The sequence below is a fragment of the Hymenobacter puniceus genome (assembly GCF_014333525.1).
In the GTDB taxonomy this organism is placed as follows: domain Bacteria; phylum Bacteroidota; class Bacteroidia; order Cytophagales; family Hymenobacteraceae; genus Hymenobacter.
The window spans coordinates 643,459-658,047 of record NZ_JACSCX010000003.1; the positions used below are offsets into that span (position 1 = coordinate 643,459).

The window sequence follows — 14,589 nt, forward strand, 5'->3', positions numbered from 1 at the left end:
ATGAATTATCGGCTGCTATATGGCCGGTTGGCAGGGCCTGCCCGGTTGCTGGGGCTGCTCTGGATAGTGCTGGCCGGGCCGGCAACCGGGCAGGCGCAGATTCTGGATGATTCTACCAAGGTGCTTTACGGTGCCCGCACCACCCGCGTGCTGCGCGAGGCCGACCTGCTGCGCGACCAGACCGAGGGCCGCATTATCGATACCACGCTCACCAATTTTCCTTCGGCCCGCTACTGGTACCACGACAGCACCTTCCACCAGGACCTGGGGCACGTGGGTACGGCGGCCCGGCCGCTGCTCTGGCGCCCGAATATGGAGCTGGGCGCCCGCCTCGGCCGCCACTCCTTTGACCGGTACGCCCGCGACCCGGCCACCATTCCGTACTATGATTCCAAGTCGCCGTATATGTTCTTCCGCTTCATTCAGGGCGGCAATGGCGAGCAGGTATTTGAGCTGTCGTACACGCGCAGCATCAGCAAAAAAGCCAGCGTGGGGCTGGCCTACGAGCGGATTGCAGCCAACAAGCTCTACACCACCAACCCGCGTGAGCCCTTGGTGGAGCACAGCAACTTTCTGTTTTTTGCCCGCTTAGAAAGCACCGATGAGCGCTACCACGCGCTGTTCAACTACAACAACGCGCGCCACCGCGCTGCCGAGCAGGGTGGAATTCGCCCTCAGAACGGCCCCGAAATTCCCGTAGACCGGCGTGACACCACACTCAGCCAGCTCTTCGACTACGGCGACGAGCGGCCCTGGCTGTTTACGGCCATCAGCACCGAGCACCGGGACGGACTGCGGCTGGCGCATTCCTATCGGCTGGTAGGCCGCGGCCTCACGGCGTTTCACGTCATTGATTGGCGCCGCCAGATGAACCGCTTTCAGGATACCAAGCTTGCTCTGGTGGCAGGCACCAGCCAGCCGCTCTACTACCCGCGGGCCTTGCTCAGCACCATTGGCACCGATGACCGGGCAGAGACGCAGCGGCTGGAAAATACCTTTGGCGTGCTGGGCCGCAGCCCTGCGGTGCAGTACCGGCTGTATGCCCGGCACCGCAGCCTCTCGCTGGCCACGCGCCACCTGGTGGGCACGCCGACCATTGGCGACGTAGGCCAGCTGCAGCCCGCCGCGGCCGACGGCAACACATACAGCCAGGTATTTGCGGGCGGTACGGCCGCTTTCAACTACAAGCTATTTGCCATCGAAACGGCCGGGGAGGTGTTTGCCCTCGACGTGGAAAACCCGGACCGTAACCAGGAGTACTGGCTGCGCGGCGCGGCGCGGCTGGGCCCGCTCACGGGTGAGCTGCTAAGCACCAGCTATTCGCCCACGCTTACGCAGGAGCAGTTCGACGGCAACCATTACCGCTGGGCGAATAGCTTCGACAACACCAAAGTAAACCAGCTCACCGCCCGCCTCGACCAGACGCTGGGCCGGCACCGTCTGGAAGCTTCGGGCGCTATTGTCAACATCACGTCGTTGGTGTACTATGGGGCCGATGGGGCGCCGGCGCAGCTCGGCGAGGACCGGCGGCTACTGACAGCTTCGGCGCGGCACCGCTTCAACATGGGCAATATCTTTTTCGACAACCAAGCCCACGGCACCCAGGGTGGCGACCAGGCAGGCCTACGGATTCCGGCCCTCGTCACCAACAGCAAGGTGTACTACCAGGGCTATCTGTTCAAAAAAGCGCTATTCGGGCAGATTGGGGCCGAGGTATACTACCAGTCCACCTGGAAACCCTACAACTACAGCCCCAGCACCCAGCAGTTCTTCGTGCAGGACAACTTCACGGCCGGCAACTTTGCTGTGGCCGACGTGTTTCTGAGCGGCGACATCAAGACAGTAGCGGTGTTTCTTAAGATGGCCTACGTCAACCAGGGGCTGCTGCGCAACGGCTACTTCATTACGCCTTACTACACCGGCCTGCCCCGCCGCTTCGAGTTTGGGCTGCGGTGGCAGTTTTTTGATTAATAGAGGCTTGGGTTCCTAGGAGCTTGGTTGTTTCATCAGTGAGCCGCCGTCATCCACGCTATACCCGTTCAGGAATTTCCTCATGGAACCAGCAGAAAGAGAAAAAACCATCCTCAAGCTAAAGCTCAACACCGACCCGCGGTGGGTGGATATTGCCAGCAAAAACATCGAGGACATCTTGGTGGACCACGCCTGGTGCGAGCAGAAAGCGGCCAGCACCGGCATCAGCATGATCATTCACTACCCCGAGAAAACCCGGCTCGTGGACGAGCTGACCGATCTGGTAGCCGAGGAGTGGAGCCATTTCGAGCGGGTGCTGCTGGAATTGCGCAAGCGCGGCTACGCCCTGGGCCGCCCGCGCCGCGACGAGTACGTGGTGCAACTGCTGGCGCACGTGCGCAAAGGCGGCGCCCGCGAGCGGCAGCTCATGGATCAGCTACTGGTATCGGCCCTGATTGAGGCGCGCAGCTGCGAGCGGTTCAAGCTGCTGTGGAAGCACATTCCCGACCCCGAGCTAAGCAAATTCTACTACGAGCTGATGGTGTCCGAAGCAGGCCACTTCGTGAGCTACGTGGAGCTGGCCAAAGAGTATTGCGACCCCAAACTAGTGGAAGAGCGCCTGCAGGAGCTGCTGAAAATTGAGGGCGAAATCGTGACCAGCCTGCCCGTGCGCGACGACCGGATGCATTGAGCCGGCCAAGCCCTGGAAAAAATAATCTGTTGGAAAAAAAAGGCTGGCATACCTTTGCCTGATATCCTATATCTTACAGGCTATGAAATTCTTGTCTATTTTTCTTTGCCTTGTTTTTGTGGCTATAGCAGCACTTGGTCAGTCGGCGCCGGAGAAATTTGTTTTTTGCGGTCAGCAATACGATCTGCCCGCAAAAGCCAAGCTAGTGACGCCGTATGAGGTGCAGGCTGAAAACTTTGCTGTCATGCTGATGTACATCAACTTCGCCGATCTGCGTGAAACCCCCAAGGCGTATGCCAAACAGCAAATGAAAAAGCTGAAAGGCGACGATATGCAGGAAATAACGGTTTTCATCCAGGATAATCCCGCGAAAGCCTACAAATTCAATTATCAAACCGAGCGGGGCATGGCCTACGACGTGCTGGCCTACGGCATTGCCAAAGGCCAGCCGGTAATGATTGAGCTGACGCTGGACGTTGACCCCTCCAGCAACAAAGAAATTCCGGAGTTCGCGCGCCAGTTCGTGCGCCTCGATAAGTAAGAGGCCTCTTGTATGGCAGTGTCTATACAGGCACTCCTAAAACCAGCAAAAAACCCAGCCGACTCAGTCGGCTGGGTTTTTTGCTGGTTACTCCGGCGTACTACTGCGAGAGTTGAGTATGCCGGGCGGCACCGACAGCTCGCCGGTGTGCGGGTCGATGATGCCGTTGCGCTCGTCCTCGATGTTGGTGGCCTGCGTGTACACGTCGCCGGCGATGGGGCGGGCCCGCAGCTCTTTTTTAAACTGCCGGATGCGTTCAGTGCGCTCCTCGCCGGCCTGAGGCCCACCGTAGTCGGCGAAGCCAAATCCGCCCCATTCGCTAACTACCAGCGGCTTCTGGCGGCGGTAGAAAAACGCGTCGCCGACAATAAGTGGATATGCCGCCGTGCCAAACATCTCACCCGCTACCAGCCGGTCGAGCAGCTCGCGCCAGCGCGGCAGATCCGGTGTGTAGAGGTGGGCCGAAAGCAAGTCAGATTTCAGGCGGCCCGCATCAGAAATGTGGTGCCAGCCGTCGTTGTCAACCACCAGAAACTGCGGATGCTCGATGAGCATGTAGTGGTAGGTGTCGATGATGTAGCGGCGGGTTTCGAGGTTGGTGGCAATGTCCTGGCAACCCCAGTCTTCGTTGTAGAGGCTCCAGATGACCACCGAAGGATGGCTTTCAATTAAAGCCAGCATGCGCTGTAACTCCTCGAAATGGTTTTGGCGGGAGCGGGGGCTGGAAGTGTGCGGGCTGGGCACTTCCACCCACAGCAGCAGCCCCAGTTCGTCGGCCAGGTTGTAGATGCGCGGATCGACGCCGGCAATATGCACGCGCACCAGGTTGCAGCCCAGCTCCTGCATGGCGTGCATGTGGCGCTTCATTTCCTCGTAGGTGGCCGTGCCGGGCTGGTACAGAATGCCGTCGAGGTAAGTGGGCTGGTTGTTGAGGTAAACATAGGTGCCGCGGCTTTCAATCTTGCGCAAACCGAAGCTGGTTTTGATCTGGGCCTCATAGCCTTCCGCGTCCACCAGGTCGGCCACCAGCCGGTACAGGTGCGGCAACTCCGGCGACCAAAGGCGGGCGCCGGGCATCTCCATCACCACGCGCTGCTGCTTCTGGCCGGCCTCCAAGCGCAGCGGAAACTCGGAAGTGAACAGCGGCTCGCGGCCTTTGGGGCCGGTGCGCTCATACACGCGCAGGCGCAGCGTGTAGTGGCCGGGGTCGTGGATGCGGGTTGTGACGTTGAAGCGCACCAACTGGTCTTCTACCACGCTGTCTACGCCGAGGCGGGAGCGGAGGCGGTTGCGCTCCACCATTTCCAGCCACACGCTGCGCACGGCGCCGGTGTAGGTGTGGTACCAGATGCCCCCCCGCTTATAGATGTGCGACTCCTGCTTGCCGCGCGTGGTTTCGGCGTCCATCGTGTCGGCAATGCGCACGGTGAGGCGGTTGACGAGGTGCAGGTTTTCTTCGCGCAGCTCGTACGAAAACGAGGTGTACTCGCCGTAATGCACGTCTTCGCCCTCGATGGTGCGCAGCTGGCGGCCGTTCAGCCACACCTGCGTTTCGTAGCCGCAGGCCCCAAAGGTGAGCTGCAGCATGGACCGGGTCAGGGGCTCCTCAACTTCGGGTAGCGTGAACTCCCGCTCGTACCAGCCCACAACCTTATCGTGCCAGGCGGTGGGGTGGGCCTGGCCCTTGGCCTGGGCCATGTGCTCTTCAATGGAGCCCGGCCACTGGGCCACGTAGTCGTAGTCGTGGCCGAGGTACCAGGTTTCGCGCAGACCGTTATCATCAGGGTCCAACGCAAACTTCCACTCGCCATCGAGCAGCACGTGGTTGTTGAGGCGCAGTACGGCTCGCGGCAGCGGGTTGGCGGCTTCTACTTCCTGCCGGTTAGCTTCTTCCTGGCTATCCGACAAACTGTAGTTGGTGTGCTCCGAATTCATACGTGTAAGGTTAGACGTGTCGCCGGGCAGGCTCTGCAATGTATGATGCGGAGGTTACTCCAGGCGAGTGGTGCCGGCCGTTTCGGTTGCCTGGAATGCCGCAAGAAGTTGGCAACAGCCTGGTAGAAACCACTCCAAGTCTCCCGATACCCGAACTGACAGCTGACTTTGCCAATAAAAGCGAAATCTCAACTCAGGTTTTCTGTTTCTTCTTTTTAGCAGCCGGAAACAGCACATTGTTGAGAATGAGGCGGTAGCCGGGCGAGTTGGGGTGCAACGCCAGATCGGTGGGCTCTTCCTCCACCAGGTGCTGGTAGTCCTCGGGGTCGTGGCCGCCATAGAAGGTCCAGGTGCCTTTTCCCAGCGTGCCGTGCATGTAGCGGATTTCGCCTGAGGCCTTGTTGTCGCCCATCACCACCACGTCGGGTTTCACCAGCTGCTTGCGAAACGCTGTAGTCTGGCCCATGAAGCCCTTGATGGTTTTTTCGTGGTCTTGGGTGAGCATGGTGGGCACCGGGTCGTACTTGGCCGAGAACGTGAACAGCTGGAAGTAGTCGTTGTCTTCGTACACGCCGCGCTCCTGGGGCTGCATATCGATGTTGCTGTACTCGTACTGGTACGGGTCGCGCACCAGCTGGAAGTTCTGGAAGGCCAGCGTGCGGTTGAAGTTGAGCTTGCTTTGCGCGGCCGGGTCGGCAGCGTCGCCGTCGTACATGCTCTCCACCATGTCTACGCCCAGGCCGGCGAGGGCAATGTCGTAGGTGTCGGTGGCCGAGCACATAGCAAACTGAAACCCGCCGCCGGCAATAAACTCCTGCATCTTCACCACCACCGCGGCTTTCATCTGGCTGACTTTGGCAAAGCCGTGCCGCTTGGCCGTGGCTTCCGAGTCGCGCTGCTGCTGCTGGTACCAGGGCCGGTTGCGGTATTGAGCGAAGAATTTGCCGTACTCACCCGTAAAGTCTTCGTGGTGCAAGTGCAGCCAGTCGTACTTGGGCAGCTTGCCGTCGAGCACGTCGTCGTCGTAGATCTGGTCGTAGGGAATTTCGGCGTAGCCCAGCACCAGCGTCACGGCGTCGTCCCAGGGTTGCTTGCCTTTGGGTGTGTATACCGCAATTTTGGGCACCTTCTCCAGCTTCATGATGTCCATGTTGGCATTGGGGTCGGCTATTTCGGAGAGGATGCCGTTGTACTGAGCCGCCGAAATCACCTGGTACGTGACGCCGCGCACAGCCAGCTCATTTTCCACACCCGGCGCTACTTCGCAGGCAAAGGAGCCGCCGCGGTAGTTGAGCAGCCAGTCCACTTCTATCTGCTTGCCGAGCAGCCAGTAGGCAATGCCGTAGGCCTTCAGGTGCTCTTTCTGAGTGTTGTCCATCGGGATGAGCACCTGGTTGGCCCAGGCGGCGCCCGGCCCGGCCAGCAGGCAGAGCAGCACCAGCAGGCAGGCCCGGAATCGTTGTTTGCTGTGTATCATAGCCAAAGAAAATAAAGCCGTCCGGCCGCGTTCAACCACCGCTCAAGGTACTCAACTTACTGTTGCCAGCACAGCCAGGCAGCCGGTAGCAGCTAGGGGCTGTGCCAGCCAGAACGGGGCGGTGGCAGTTCCGGTTCCGCGCTGTCAGCGGCTGGAATCAGCAAACAAGCAGCCTCGGAAAAATACACGAAAAACCCGCCGCAAATGTGTAGATTGGCCGGAATTTGACGACGTATGGATCTGCTGGAAAACATTCGGGAAGCGTTTCGCTCCATCAAGAGCAACCTGCTTCGTACTATTCTTACGGCCCTCATCGTGAGTATTGGTATTATGGCGCTGGTGGGGATTCTCACGGCCATTGATGCCATGAAATATTCGCTGAATCAGACGTTTGCCAGCCTGGGCGCTAATTCCTTTGAAATGAAGGCGAAAGGCTACACCAACCGGTTTCGCCGGGGTGGGGTGCAAGGCAAGGTGTATCCGCCCATCAATCTGCTGCAAGCCAAAAAATACAAAGAGCAGCTCAGCGACGAAGCGCAGGTGGGCATTTCAGCCTTTATATCGGGCGCCACCGAAGTGAAGGGCAACGGCCAGAAAACCAACCCCAACATTCAGGTGGTGGCCGGCGACGAAAACTACCTGCAGATCCAGAGCTACACCCTGGGCACGGGCCGCACCTTCTCGTCGCTGGAGCTCGACAACGGCACCAACGTGGCCATCATTGGCTCCGAGGTGAAAGACAAGCTGTATCCGTCGGAAAGCGGCCTGAACAAGTACGTGTATTTGCTGGGGCGGCGCTTTCAGGTGGTGGGCGTGCTGGAGAAAAGCGGCAGCAGCGGCCAGGGCGGCGGCGCCGACCGGATGGTGCTCATCCCGCTGGAAACCGGCAACCAACTGCCCCGGCAGCGCGCCCTCACCTTCGACGTGAAAACGGCCACCACCCGCCCCGAGGAGCTCAACTACCTCACGGGCCAGGCCACCGGCATCATGCGCGCCGTGCGCCACGATGCGCTGGGCCAGGAAGACAGCTTCGAGGTGGAGCGTTCCGACTCCATGGCCGCCAAGCTCGATGAGCTGAGCGGTGGCCTGAAAGTAGGGGGCTTTCTGGTGGGCTTCATCACGCTGCTTGGCGCCAGCATTGCCCTGATGAACATCATGATGGTATCGGTAACGGAGCGGACCCGCGAAATAGGGATCCGGAAGGCGCTGGGCGCCACGGCCCGCCAGATCCGGCAGCAGTTCCTCATCGAGGCCATTGTGATTTGCGTGCTGGGCGGGGTGCTGGGCATCGTGCTGGGCGTGGGCGGCGGCAACCTGCTCACGCTATTCATGGAGCAGGGCGCGTTCATTGTGCCGTGGCTGTGGATGTCAATGGGGCTGGTTATCTGCGTTACTGTAGGACTGGCCTCCGGTTACTATCCGGCCAGCAAAGCCGCCGCCCTCGACCCCATTGAAAGCCTACGCTACGAGTAGAGTCGATCCGGTGCAAACTCCCGCTGTCGCTACACAAAGTAGTAACCCATGGCGGCCTGGCTGGGCTGGTATACAGATAGGATAGGGGGCACAAACACCACCTGCGTAAGCTGACGTGGGCTGGTGAACCAGTGTTTCGCCCGTTGTCAGATCTGATAAACCTGCGCGTTTCTAGGTGCTACCGGTACCACTTGCCTCATTCAACTGTAGCGTGGCGTATCAATCGACAGTTGCTGCGCTAGACCACTTAAGAACGTATTTGGGAATTTGCGAAGAGCGTCCTGCTGGGCTTATCGAAGCATCTCTCGCCTCGTTGGGTTACTACTGCAACGAGGCGGGAGAGATGCTTTGACAAGCCCAGCAGGACAGAAACACTGTTTTACAAATTCCCAAACGCGTTTTAAGTACACCAGCTTAGCATGATATGCTGGCGAGCCTGCGACAGCAACTGCAGCTAGTTGTGCGGGAATGTTGCTACAACGGGCATACGATAGGCTGCATTAATGAAGTCCACGTCCGGACAGATGCAGTGTATTATGTGCTGTCAAAGTAGAAGTATCCATTGTCTGTTAAGGTCCAGAACAGCTATCAGGGCGTATCAGAACCGGCCACGCAGTATCACTTAAATCGGTGAACCGAGCGCCGAGCGCCTACCCTGGCAGGAGTAAATAGCTGGTTATGCCGCTCAACTCGTGCGGCGGCTCGGCTGAACAACTGCGGTTAGGTGGCGAGCGTGTCGTTACATGGCGGAGAATAAATCAAATGATTTTATATACATTTGCATATAAAATCATTTGGGTAATATGGTTAACAATACAACAGTAGGGCAGCGTTTTGTGCAGCTTATTTCTCATTTGGGAATAAGCAAAAACGCATTTGCTAACTCTCTTGATAAGACGGCAACCGTGGTGCAACATCTTGTGGAAGAGCGTAATAAACCTGGTTTTGACCTTTTGTGTAAGGTATTTGAAGTGTACCCAAATGTTTCTAAAGATTGGTTGATTGAGGGCGTGGGGCCTATGCTGGTGTCCAGCCCGATAGCGCCTACTACACCGCCGGCCGCCGCTGCAGTTGCCGCTGGTTCCGTTGAAACTGCCCAGGCTCTGCCGCCAGCAGTTGCGCCCGTTGCCACTGAAGCTGAGCTCGAACCCGCTAAGCCGGAAGCTGCTGCCTCTCAGCCTGCACTTGTTTCAGCCCCAACTTCTCAACGCACGCCAGTTGCCGAGGCTCCTATTGAAATTCCCGCCATGCCGGCTCCGGCACCCGCACCGGCCGTAGTTTCAGCGCCAACTGCACCAGTTGTAGCAGCTGCTCCGGCCCCCGATGCGGCTTGGCAAACGGCGCTATACACTCAGCAAATGGCCCACCAGCTCGCTATGGCTGAGCTGCGCAACCAGCATCTGCAGGACCAGCAACGCCTGATGCAGCAAATGCTGGACCTTATGCAGCGCCGGATGTAGCCTGATCTTTAGTTGTGTTCAACAGCGCAGCCAATCCTGCCTCTCATAACAGACACTTTCCTTACAACGAAGCCCTCCGGCAGTAGTGTGATACACTAACGCCGGAGGGCTTCTCCGTTAGGGCTGTGTGTCTCGCGGGAAGGACGGGTTGCTTCGCGCTGCTTACAATAACAGCTGCCGCAAGCCGGCACGAACCTAGTGCTGGAACACCTCAAGGCCCAACTCCTCGGCTTCCATTAGGTTCTGGGGTGTCACGGCGGTGAGGCGCAGGCGTTTTAGCTCGCCTACCAGTAGCGGGTCATATTTGGCCACTACGCGAATGTAGTTGGGCGTGAAGCCTTCCATCTGGCCGTTGGTCACGTCGTCCTCGAAGAGTACGGCGGTTTCCAGGCCCGCGTGCTGCTCGTAGAAATAACGCTTTTTCTTTTCCGACAAGCCCCGCAGCTGGGTGGTGCGCTCGTGGCGGTGGCGGTCCTGCACGCGGCCGGGCAGGGTAGGCGCCAGCGTATTTTCGCGCTCCGAGTACGGGAATACGTGCAGATAGCTCACGTCCAGCTCGTTGAGAAACTGGTAGGTTTCCAGAAAATCGGCTTCCGTTTCGCCGGGAAAGCCCACGATGACGTCCACGCCGATGCAGGCGTGCGGCATCACCTCTTTAATGAGGCGCACCCGCTCCACGTATAGCTCGCGGCGGTAGCGGCGGCGCATCAGGCCCAGAATCTTGTTGGAGCCCGACTGCAGCGGAATGTGGAAGTGCGGCATAAACCGCTTGGACTGCGCCACAAACCGGATAATCTCGTCGGACAGCAAATTCGGCTCGCAGCTACTGATGCGGAACCGCTCAATGCCTTCCACTTCATCCAGGGCCTGCACCAGGTCGAAGAAGTTCTCTTTCCGCTCCCGGTCGGGGCCCTGCAGGCCAAAGTCGCCGAGGTTGACGCCGGTCAGCACGATTTCCTTAACGCCGGTTTCAGCCAGCTTCTGCACGCGCTCCACCACGCTTTGTACCGAGCCCGAGCGGCTGGCCCCGCGCGCCAGCGGAATGGTGCAGAACGAGCACGAGTAGTCGCAGCCGTCCTGCACTTTCAGGAAGGTGCGCGTCCGGTCGCCGTAGGAGTGAGCCGCGTGAAACTCGGTGGCTTCGGAAATAGGGGAGGCAAACACCTGGCCGGGCTGGCCAGCGGCCGGCTTCTGGAAGCCGGCCAGTGTTTCTACCAGCTGAAACTTCTCGGCGGCACCCAGTACGGCGTGCACGCCCGGGATTTCGGCAATTTCCTGGGGTTTGAGCTGGGCGTAGCAGCCTACAATGGCCACGAAGGCCTCGGGGTTGTGCTTGAGGGCCTCCTTCACCACCTTCCGACACTTGCGGTCGGCGTGGTCCGTGACGGAGCAGGTGTTGATGACGTAGATATCGGCCGCGTCCTCGAAGGCCGCTTTCACGAAGCCGTGTTCTTCAAACTGCCGGCCGATGGCGGAAGTTTCGGAGAAATTGAGCTTGCAGCCCAGCGTGTAAAAGGCAACTTTTCTGGTTTCCATTTCCATAAACAAGGCGGCAAAGATACGGCGGAAGTTGCGGGTTTGCGGCAGTGGCTGTAAACCAATGGACTTGGAACTGAGAAATGCCCCCCTTTGCTTTTGGTTGGCCTACCTTGTGGGGAAGATTACAAATCAACCCAATATCTACTCTGAAAGTAGACGTTCTTTTCTTTCATTTGATACACCGACCCCTTCTGAGGCGAGGCTCCAGAATCGTAATCAGTCACGTATCCCCGCACATAATTCAACCCAGTATGTCGAGGCAGTAGGGGGATTCGAATTGATCCACGATGGCCGTATACCACGTGGCCTGCGGTGGTGTCATTGCCGTTAAATAGCGAATCGAAGTCAGCAACAGTTGCTTTTAAGCGCTTGAACTGAGGGCCATGAAGGCGAAGGGTCAATACAACTGTATCGCTCAGTGAATACCGAGGCTGGTTGAATATTGCGTCCAGCTGTTCAAAACGCTTAGTGATGGCCCCAGTAGGACTATAATCAATATGACCGTTTCCCCATTGCTTGCCCCGCACTAATACGTACTCGACACGTCGGCGCACCCGATTAGGAGGTACTTCATAAAAATCGAGGTAGTCACCTGTCGCTTGTCCCCGCCAAAATTTGACGGTATACTGAAGGCTCCCGTTGGGGTAATAGCCTCGTGCAGGTCCCGTTTTTTCATCTTTGACATAGGTTTCAATTGATTTGAGCCCACCACTATCGTAAAATTGTCGCACTCGCCCATTCATGTAGCCGCGAGCATAAGGTGTGATTTGCGCCACATGTCCACTAGGGTAAAAACGGTAAGTATTACCCGTGAGCACACTATCCTGCACATGCATGATGGCGTTTATTTTCCCGTTTGGGGTGTAAGCGATAATGCGGCCGTTGGCCGAGCCATGCCGCATTTCTGTGCGAATAACCTCCCCATCTGGATTACGACGATAGGCGTAGGTGGACTTCTCATCACCGTCATGGCAGCTAGTTGCTAAGAGCCCAAACAAAATGGTTAATCGTTGAATCATATATTTTATAGAAAGCCTATGAGTAAGCAAAATTCAACCATTGCAGCAATTTCGTGGTAGTTGAGCTGTAATATATGCTTCTCCGTGAGGTAAGTCAGTTAAAATAGGGAGCAATCCTGTAGGCCTCTACAGCAACTCCAAGAAAAGTAACTCACAGCAAATCAAGCGGCCAGAACTTGTAGCCGCGTTTCTGAGGTAGTCCTTTGTGTCGCCAGACTGGCTGGAATCTACAGCCGGTCCCGCACCAGCGCCATCAGGCCGGGCAAATCGGTCTGGCTTAGCTCCTGTGGTGTCAGAAAAGGGTGCCAGCTGCCGCCCGCAGTGCGCTGAAACGCGGCAGGCAGGGGCTGGCCGACGAGTTCTGGGTGCTGGGCACGCAACTCGTCGCGGTGCAGGAAGGTGGGCTGGATGGGCAGATTCTGCAGAAACTCGCGCCACTCGGGCCGCATGGTGAAAGCGCCGTAGGTGAGGGCACATAAGGCACAGTCGTAGGTGCCCGGCGACAGTGTTTTGTGCAGCGTGTCCAGCAGGCCGTTCAGCGGGCCGCCGTTAGCGTTGTACACGAAAAGCAGTTCTTTCATACAGCTACAGCAAGCGGGAATTTAGCTACAAAACGAGTGACTACTTCCCCAGATAATCGGCAAACGACAGCTGCTCGTAGGCTTGGCCCTGCTGCACCTGCCGCGCCGTTACGCCGCGGCTGCGGATGATGGGTTGCCGTGCCACGTTGTCGTAGGCCAGGAAACCGGGGGGCGTGATGAAGCCGAATCCATCGGTGTAGCAGTAAAAGGCGGAGGGCTCCAGCACGGGGCGCAGCAGGTTGCGGCTCCAGCGGTAGTCGGTGGTGGGCAACTGCAACTGGGCCAGCAGCGTCGCCGCCACGTCGGTCTGGGAGCCCAGGTTGCCCAGCACCCGGCCGCGCACTTCGGGCCGCAGCGCGCCGCCGGCCAGCACTAGCGGAATCCGGAACTTGGCCGGTTCTTGGGCGGCGCTGTTGCCGGGCAGCGCGTGGCCGTGGTCGGCCACCAGCACCAGCAGCGTGTTGTCGTACCAGGGCTGTTGGCGGGCAACCTGCAGAAACCGGCCCAGCGCCCAATCGGTGTAATACACTGAGTTGCGGAAAAGCGCCGTTTCGGTGGTGCCTTTGAACTTCGGGGCAATGGGAATCTCAAACGGCTCGTGGCTGCTGAGCGTGAAAGCCGTCACGAAAAACGGCTGTGGCTGGGTGCGCAAATCGGCCAGCACCTGGTCAAAGAGCACGTGGTCGTGGGCGCCCCACTTGGAGTTTTGCTGGCTCTGGGGGAAGTTTTCGCGCTCCGTGAGGCCATCGTAACCAGCGGCGCGCAGGTAGCTTTTCATATTGGCAAAAGCCAGCTCGCCACCGTAGTAATAGTGCGAGCTGTAGCCCGCCCTCCCCAGCGACTGGCGCAGGTGCGGCAGTTGCTCGGTTTTGCGCGGATACTTGATGATACCGCCCGACGTGGGCTGGCTGGGGTAGCCCGACAGCAGCGCCACCAGACCCTTCTGGCTTCGGTCGCCGGCCGCATAGATATTGGAGAACAGCACGCCGGTGCGGGCCAGGCTGTCTAGGTTAGGCGTCACGCCAGCCTCACCACCAGTGCCGGCCACGAATTTCGCCGTGAAGCTTTCCAGAATGATAAAGACGATGTTGGGGCGCGTGGTGCGCAGCAGGCGTGCGGTGTCGGGGGCGGTGTAGGTGTAGAGCGGGCGCATCAGCTGCCGGGCGGTGCTGTCGGGCAGAAACCGGTAGCGCGCCGGGTCAGCTTCGCGCATTGTCAGCGAGTTGACCACATTCCAGGGCAGGTTGACGGCAGCGTGGTTGGCAAAAGGCTGTTGGGCAAAATATACGTCGCTCTGGTTCACTGGAATCTGCTGCACGCCGCCTCGCAGCGGCACCACCAGCAGCACCGCATACAGCACGCATACTAGTGCAGCGCGCCCCCGCCCGAAGCCGGCCGGCAGCGCTGGTAGTTTGCCCACCACTAGCCGGTAGAGCAGCCAGCCTAGCAGCAGCAGACCCGCATATAGCCCCGCTAGCAGCAGTAGCGGTGCGCTGCCCGCGGAGGCCGCCATTTCCGCCGGCGAGTTCAGGTATTGCAGCGGCGTGGCATCAAGCCGGAAGCCCCAGGTGCGGTACAGCTCCAGGTCGGCGGTGCTCAGAAACGCTACTACCACGCCCATTATGGCCGTATAGAAGCGCAGCAGCCGGTCGGTGGGCAGGCGCCGGCCCAGCAGACTGCCGGCCAGCACCACCCCAAATGGCACCAAACTCAGGTAGGCCGCAGCCGAAGCATCCAGCCGCAGCCCGTAGCCGAACGTGCCGGCCACCGTGCCTGCCGGCAGGGTAGCCGTCCGGCCAAAATGATACAGCAGAAACAGCGCCCGGTTACCGAAAAAGAAGAGCAGCCAGAACAGGAAGTAGCGTGGCTGAAACGCAAAGCGGTTTTTCACGCCCCAAAGGT

The 14,589-nt window shown here is 58.9% G+C and carries 11 protein-coding genes; 5 read left to right on the plus strand and 6 right to left on the minus strand.

Annotated elements, in window-relative coordinates; genetic code table 11:
• The 3 genes from H8B14_RS11375 to H8B14_RS11385 all read left to right on the plus strand — a co-directional run bounded on the left by H8B14_RS11375 (position 1) and on the right by H8B14_RS11385 (position 3,203).
• On the plus strand, positions 1-1,971 hold the full coding sequence (locus tag H8B14_RS11375) for a putative porin (protein WP_187315750.1): 1,971 nt from the start codon (positions 1-3) through the stop codon (positions 1,969-1,971).
• Positions 1,972-2,053: 82 nt separating this feature from the next.
• On the plus strand, positions 2,054-2,662 hold the full coding sequence (gene miaE / locus H8B14_RS11380) for a tRNA-(ms[2]io[6]A)-hydroxylase (protein WP_187315751.1): 609 nt from the start codon (positions 2,054-2,056) through the stop codon (positions 2,660-2,662).
• Positions 2,663-2,906: 244 nt separating this feature from the next.
• Positions 2,907-3,203 (plus strand): hypothetical protein, encoded by a 297-nt coding sequence (locus tag H8B14_RS11385; protein ID WP_187315752.1) that lies wholly within the window; start codon positions 2,907-2,909, stop codon positions 3,201-3,203.
• An 87-nt stretch (positions 3,204-3,290) separates the two neighbouring features.
• Here the strand turns inward: H8B14_RS11385 and H8B14_RS11390 are convergent, their stop codons facing one another.
• The gene (locus tag H8B14_RS11390; protein ID WP_187315753.1) at positions 3,291-5,138 is read right to left on the minus strand and encodes a glycoside hydrolase family 2 protein; all 1,848 of its coding nucleotides are present in this window, start codon (positions 5,136-5,138) and stop codon (positions 3,291-3,293) included.
• Positions 5,139-5,331: 193 nt separating this feature from the next.
• Positions 5,332-6,615: an asparagine synthetase B gene (locus H8B14_RS11395; RefSeq protein ID WP_261989971.1), complete on the minus strand. Its 1,284-nt coding sequence runs from the start codon at positions 6,613-6,615 to the stop codon at positions 5,332-5,334.
• Positions 6,616-6,849: 234 nt separating this feature from the next.
• Here H8B14_RS11395 and H8B14_RS11400 point away from each other — a divergent pair, with 234 nt between their 5' ends.
• Positions 6,850-8,088 carry an ABC transporter permease gene (locus H8B14_RS11400; protein WP_187315754.1) on the plus strand — a complete coding sequence of 413 codons (1,239 nt, stop codon included), beginning with the start codon at positions 6,850-6,852 and terminating at the stop codon, positions 8,086-8,088.
• A gap of 794 nt (positions 8,089-8,882) precedes the next feature.
• The gene (locus tag H8B14_RS11405) at positions 8,883-9,548 is read left to right on the plus strand and encodes a helix-turn-helix transcriptional regulator (protein ID WP_187315755.1); all 666 of its coding nucleotides are present in this window, start codon (positions 8,883-8,885) and stop codon (positions 9,546-9,548) included.
• A 195-nt stretch (positions 9,549-9,743) separates the two neighbouring features.
• On the opposite strand, the gene mtaB is transcribed toward H8B14_RS11405, so the two are convergent.
• From mtaB to H8B14_RS21330, 4 genes are all read right to left on the minus strand, one after another.
• Positions 9,744-11,090, minus strand: coding sequence for a tRNA (N(6)-L-threonylcarbamoyladenosine(37)-C(2))-methylthiotransferase MtaB (gene mtaB, locus H8B14_RS11410; protein ID WP_187315756.1), 1,347 nt, complete (start codon positions 11,088-11,090; stop codon positions 9,744-9,746).
• 119 nt (positions 11,091-11,209) lie between these two features.
• Positions 11,210-12,106 carry a toxin-antitoxin system YwqK family antitoxin gene (locus H8B14_RS11415; protein ID WP_187315757.1) on the minus strand — a complete coding sequence of 299 codons (897 nt, stop codon included), beginning with the start codon at positions 12,104-12,106 and terminating at the stop codon, positions 11,210-11,212.
• 227 nt (positions 12,107-12,333) lie between these two features.
• Positions 12,334-12,687: a hypothetical protein gene (locus H8B14_RS11420; protein WP_187315758.1), complete on the minus strand. Its 354-nt coding sequence runs from the start codon at positions 12,685-12,687 to the stop codon at positions 12,334-12,336.
• Positions 12,688-12,727: 40 nt separating this feature from the next.
• Positions 12,728-14,578 carry an LTA synthase family protein gene (locus H8B14_RS21330; RefSeq protein ID WP_187315759.1) on the minus strand — a complete coding sequence of 617 codons (1,851 nt, stop codon included), beginning with the start codon at positions 14,576-14,578 and terminating at the stop codon, positions 12,728-12,730.
• Between the last annotated feature and the right edge of the window lie 11 nt (positions 14,579-14,589).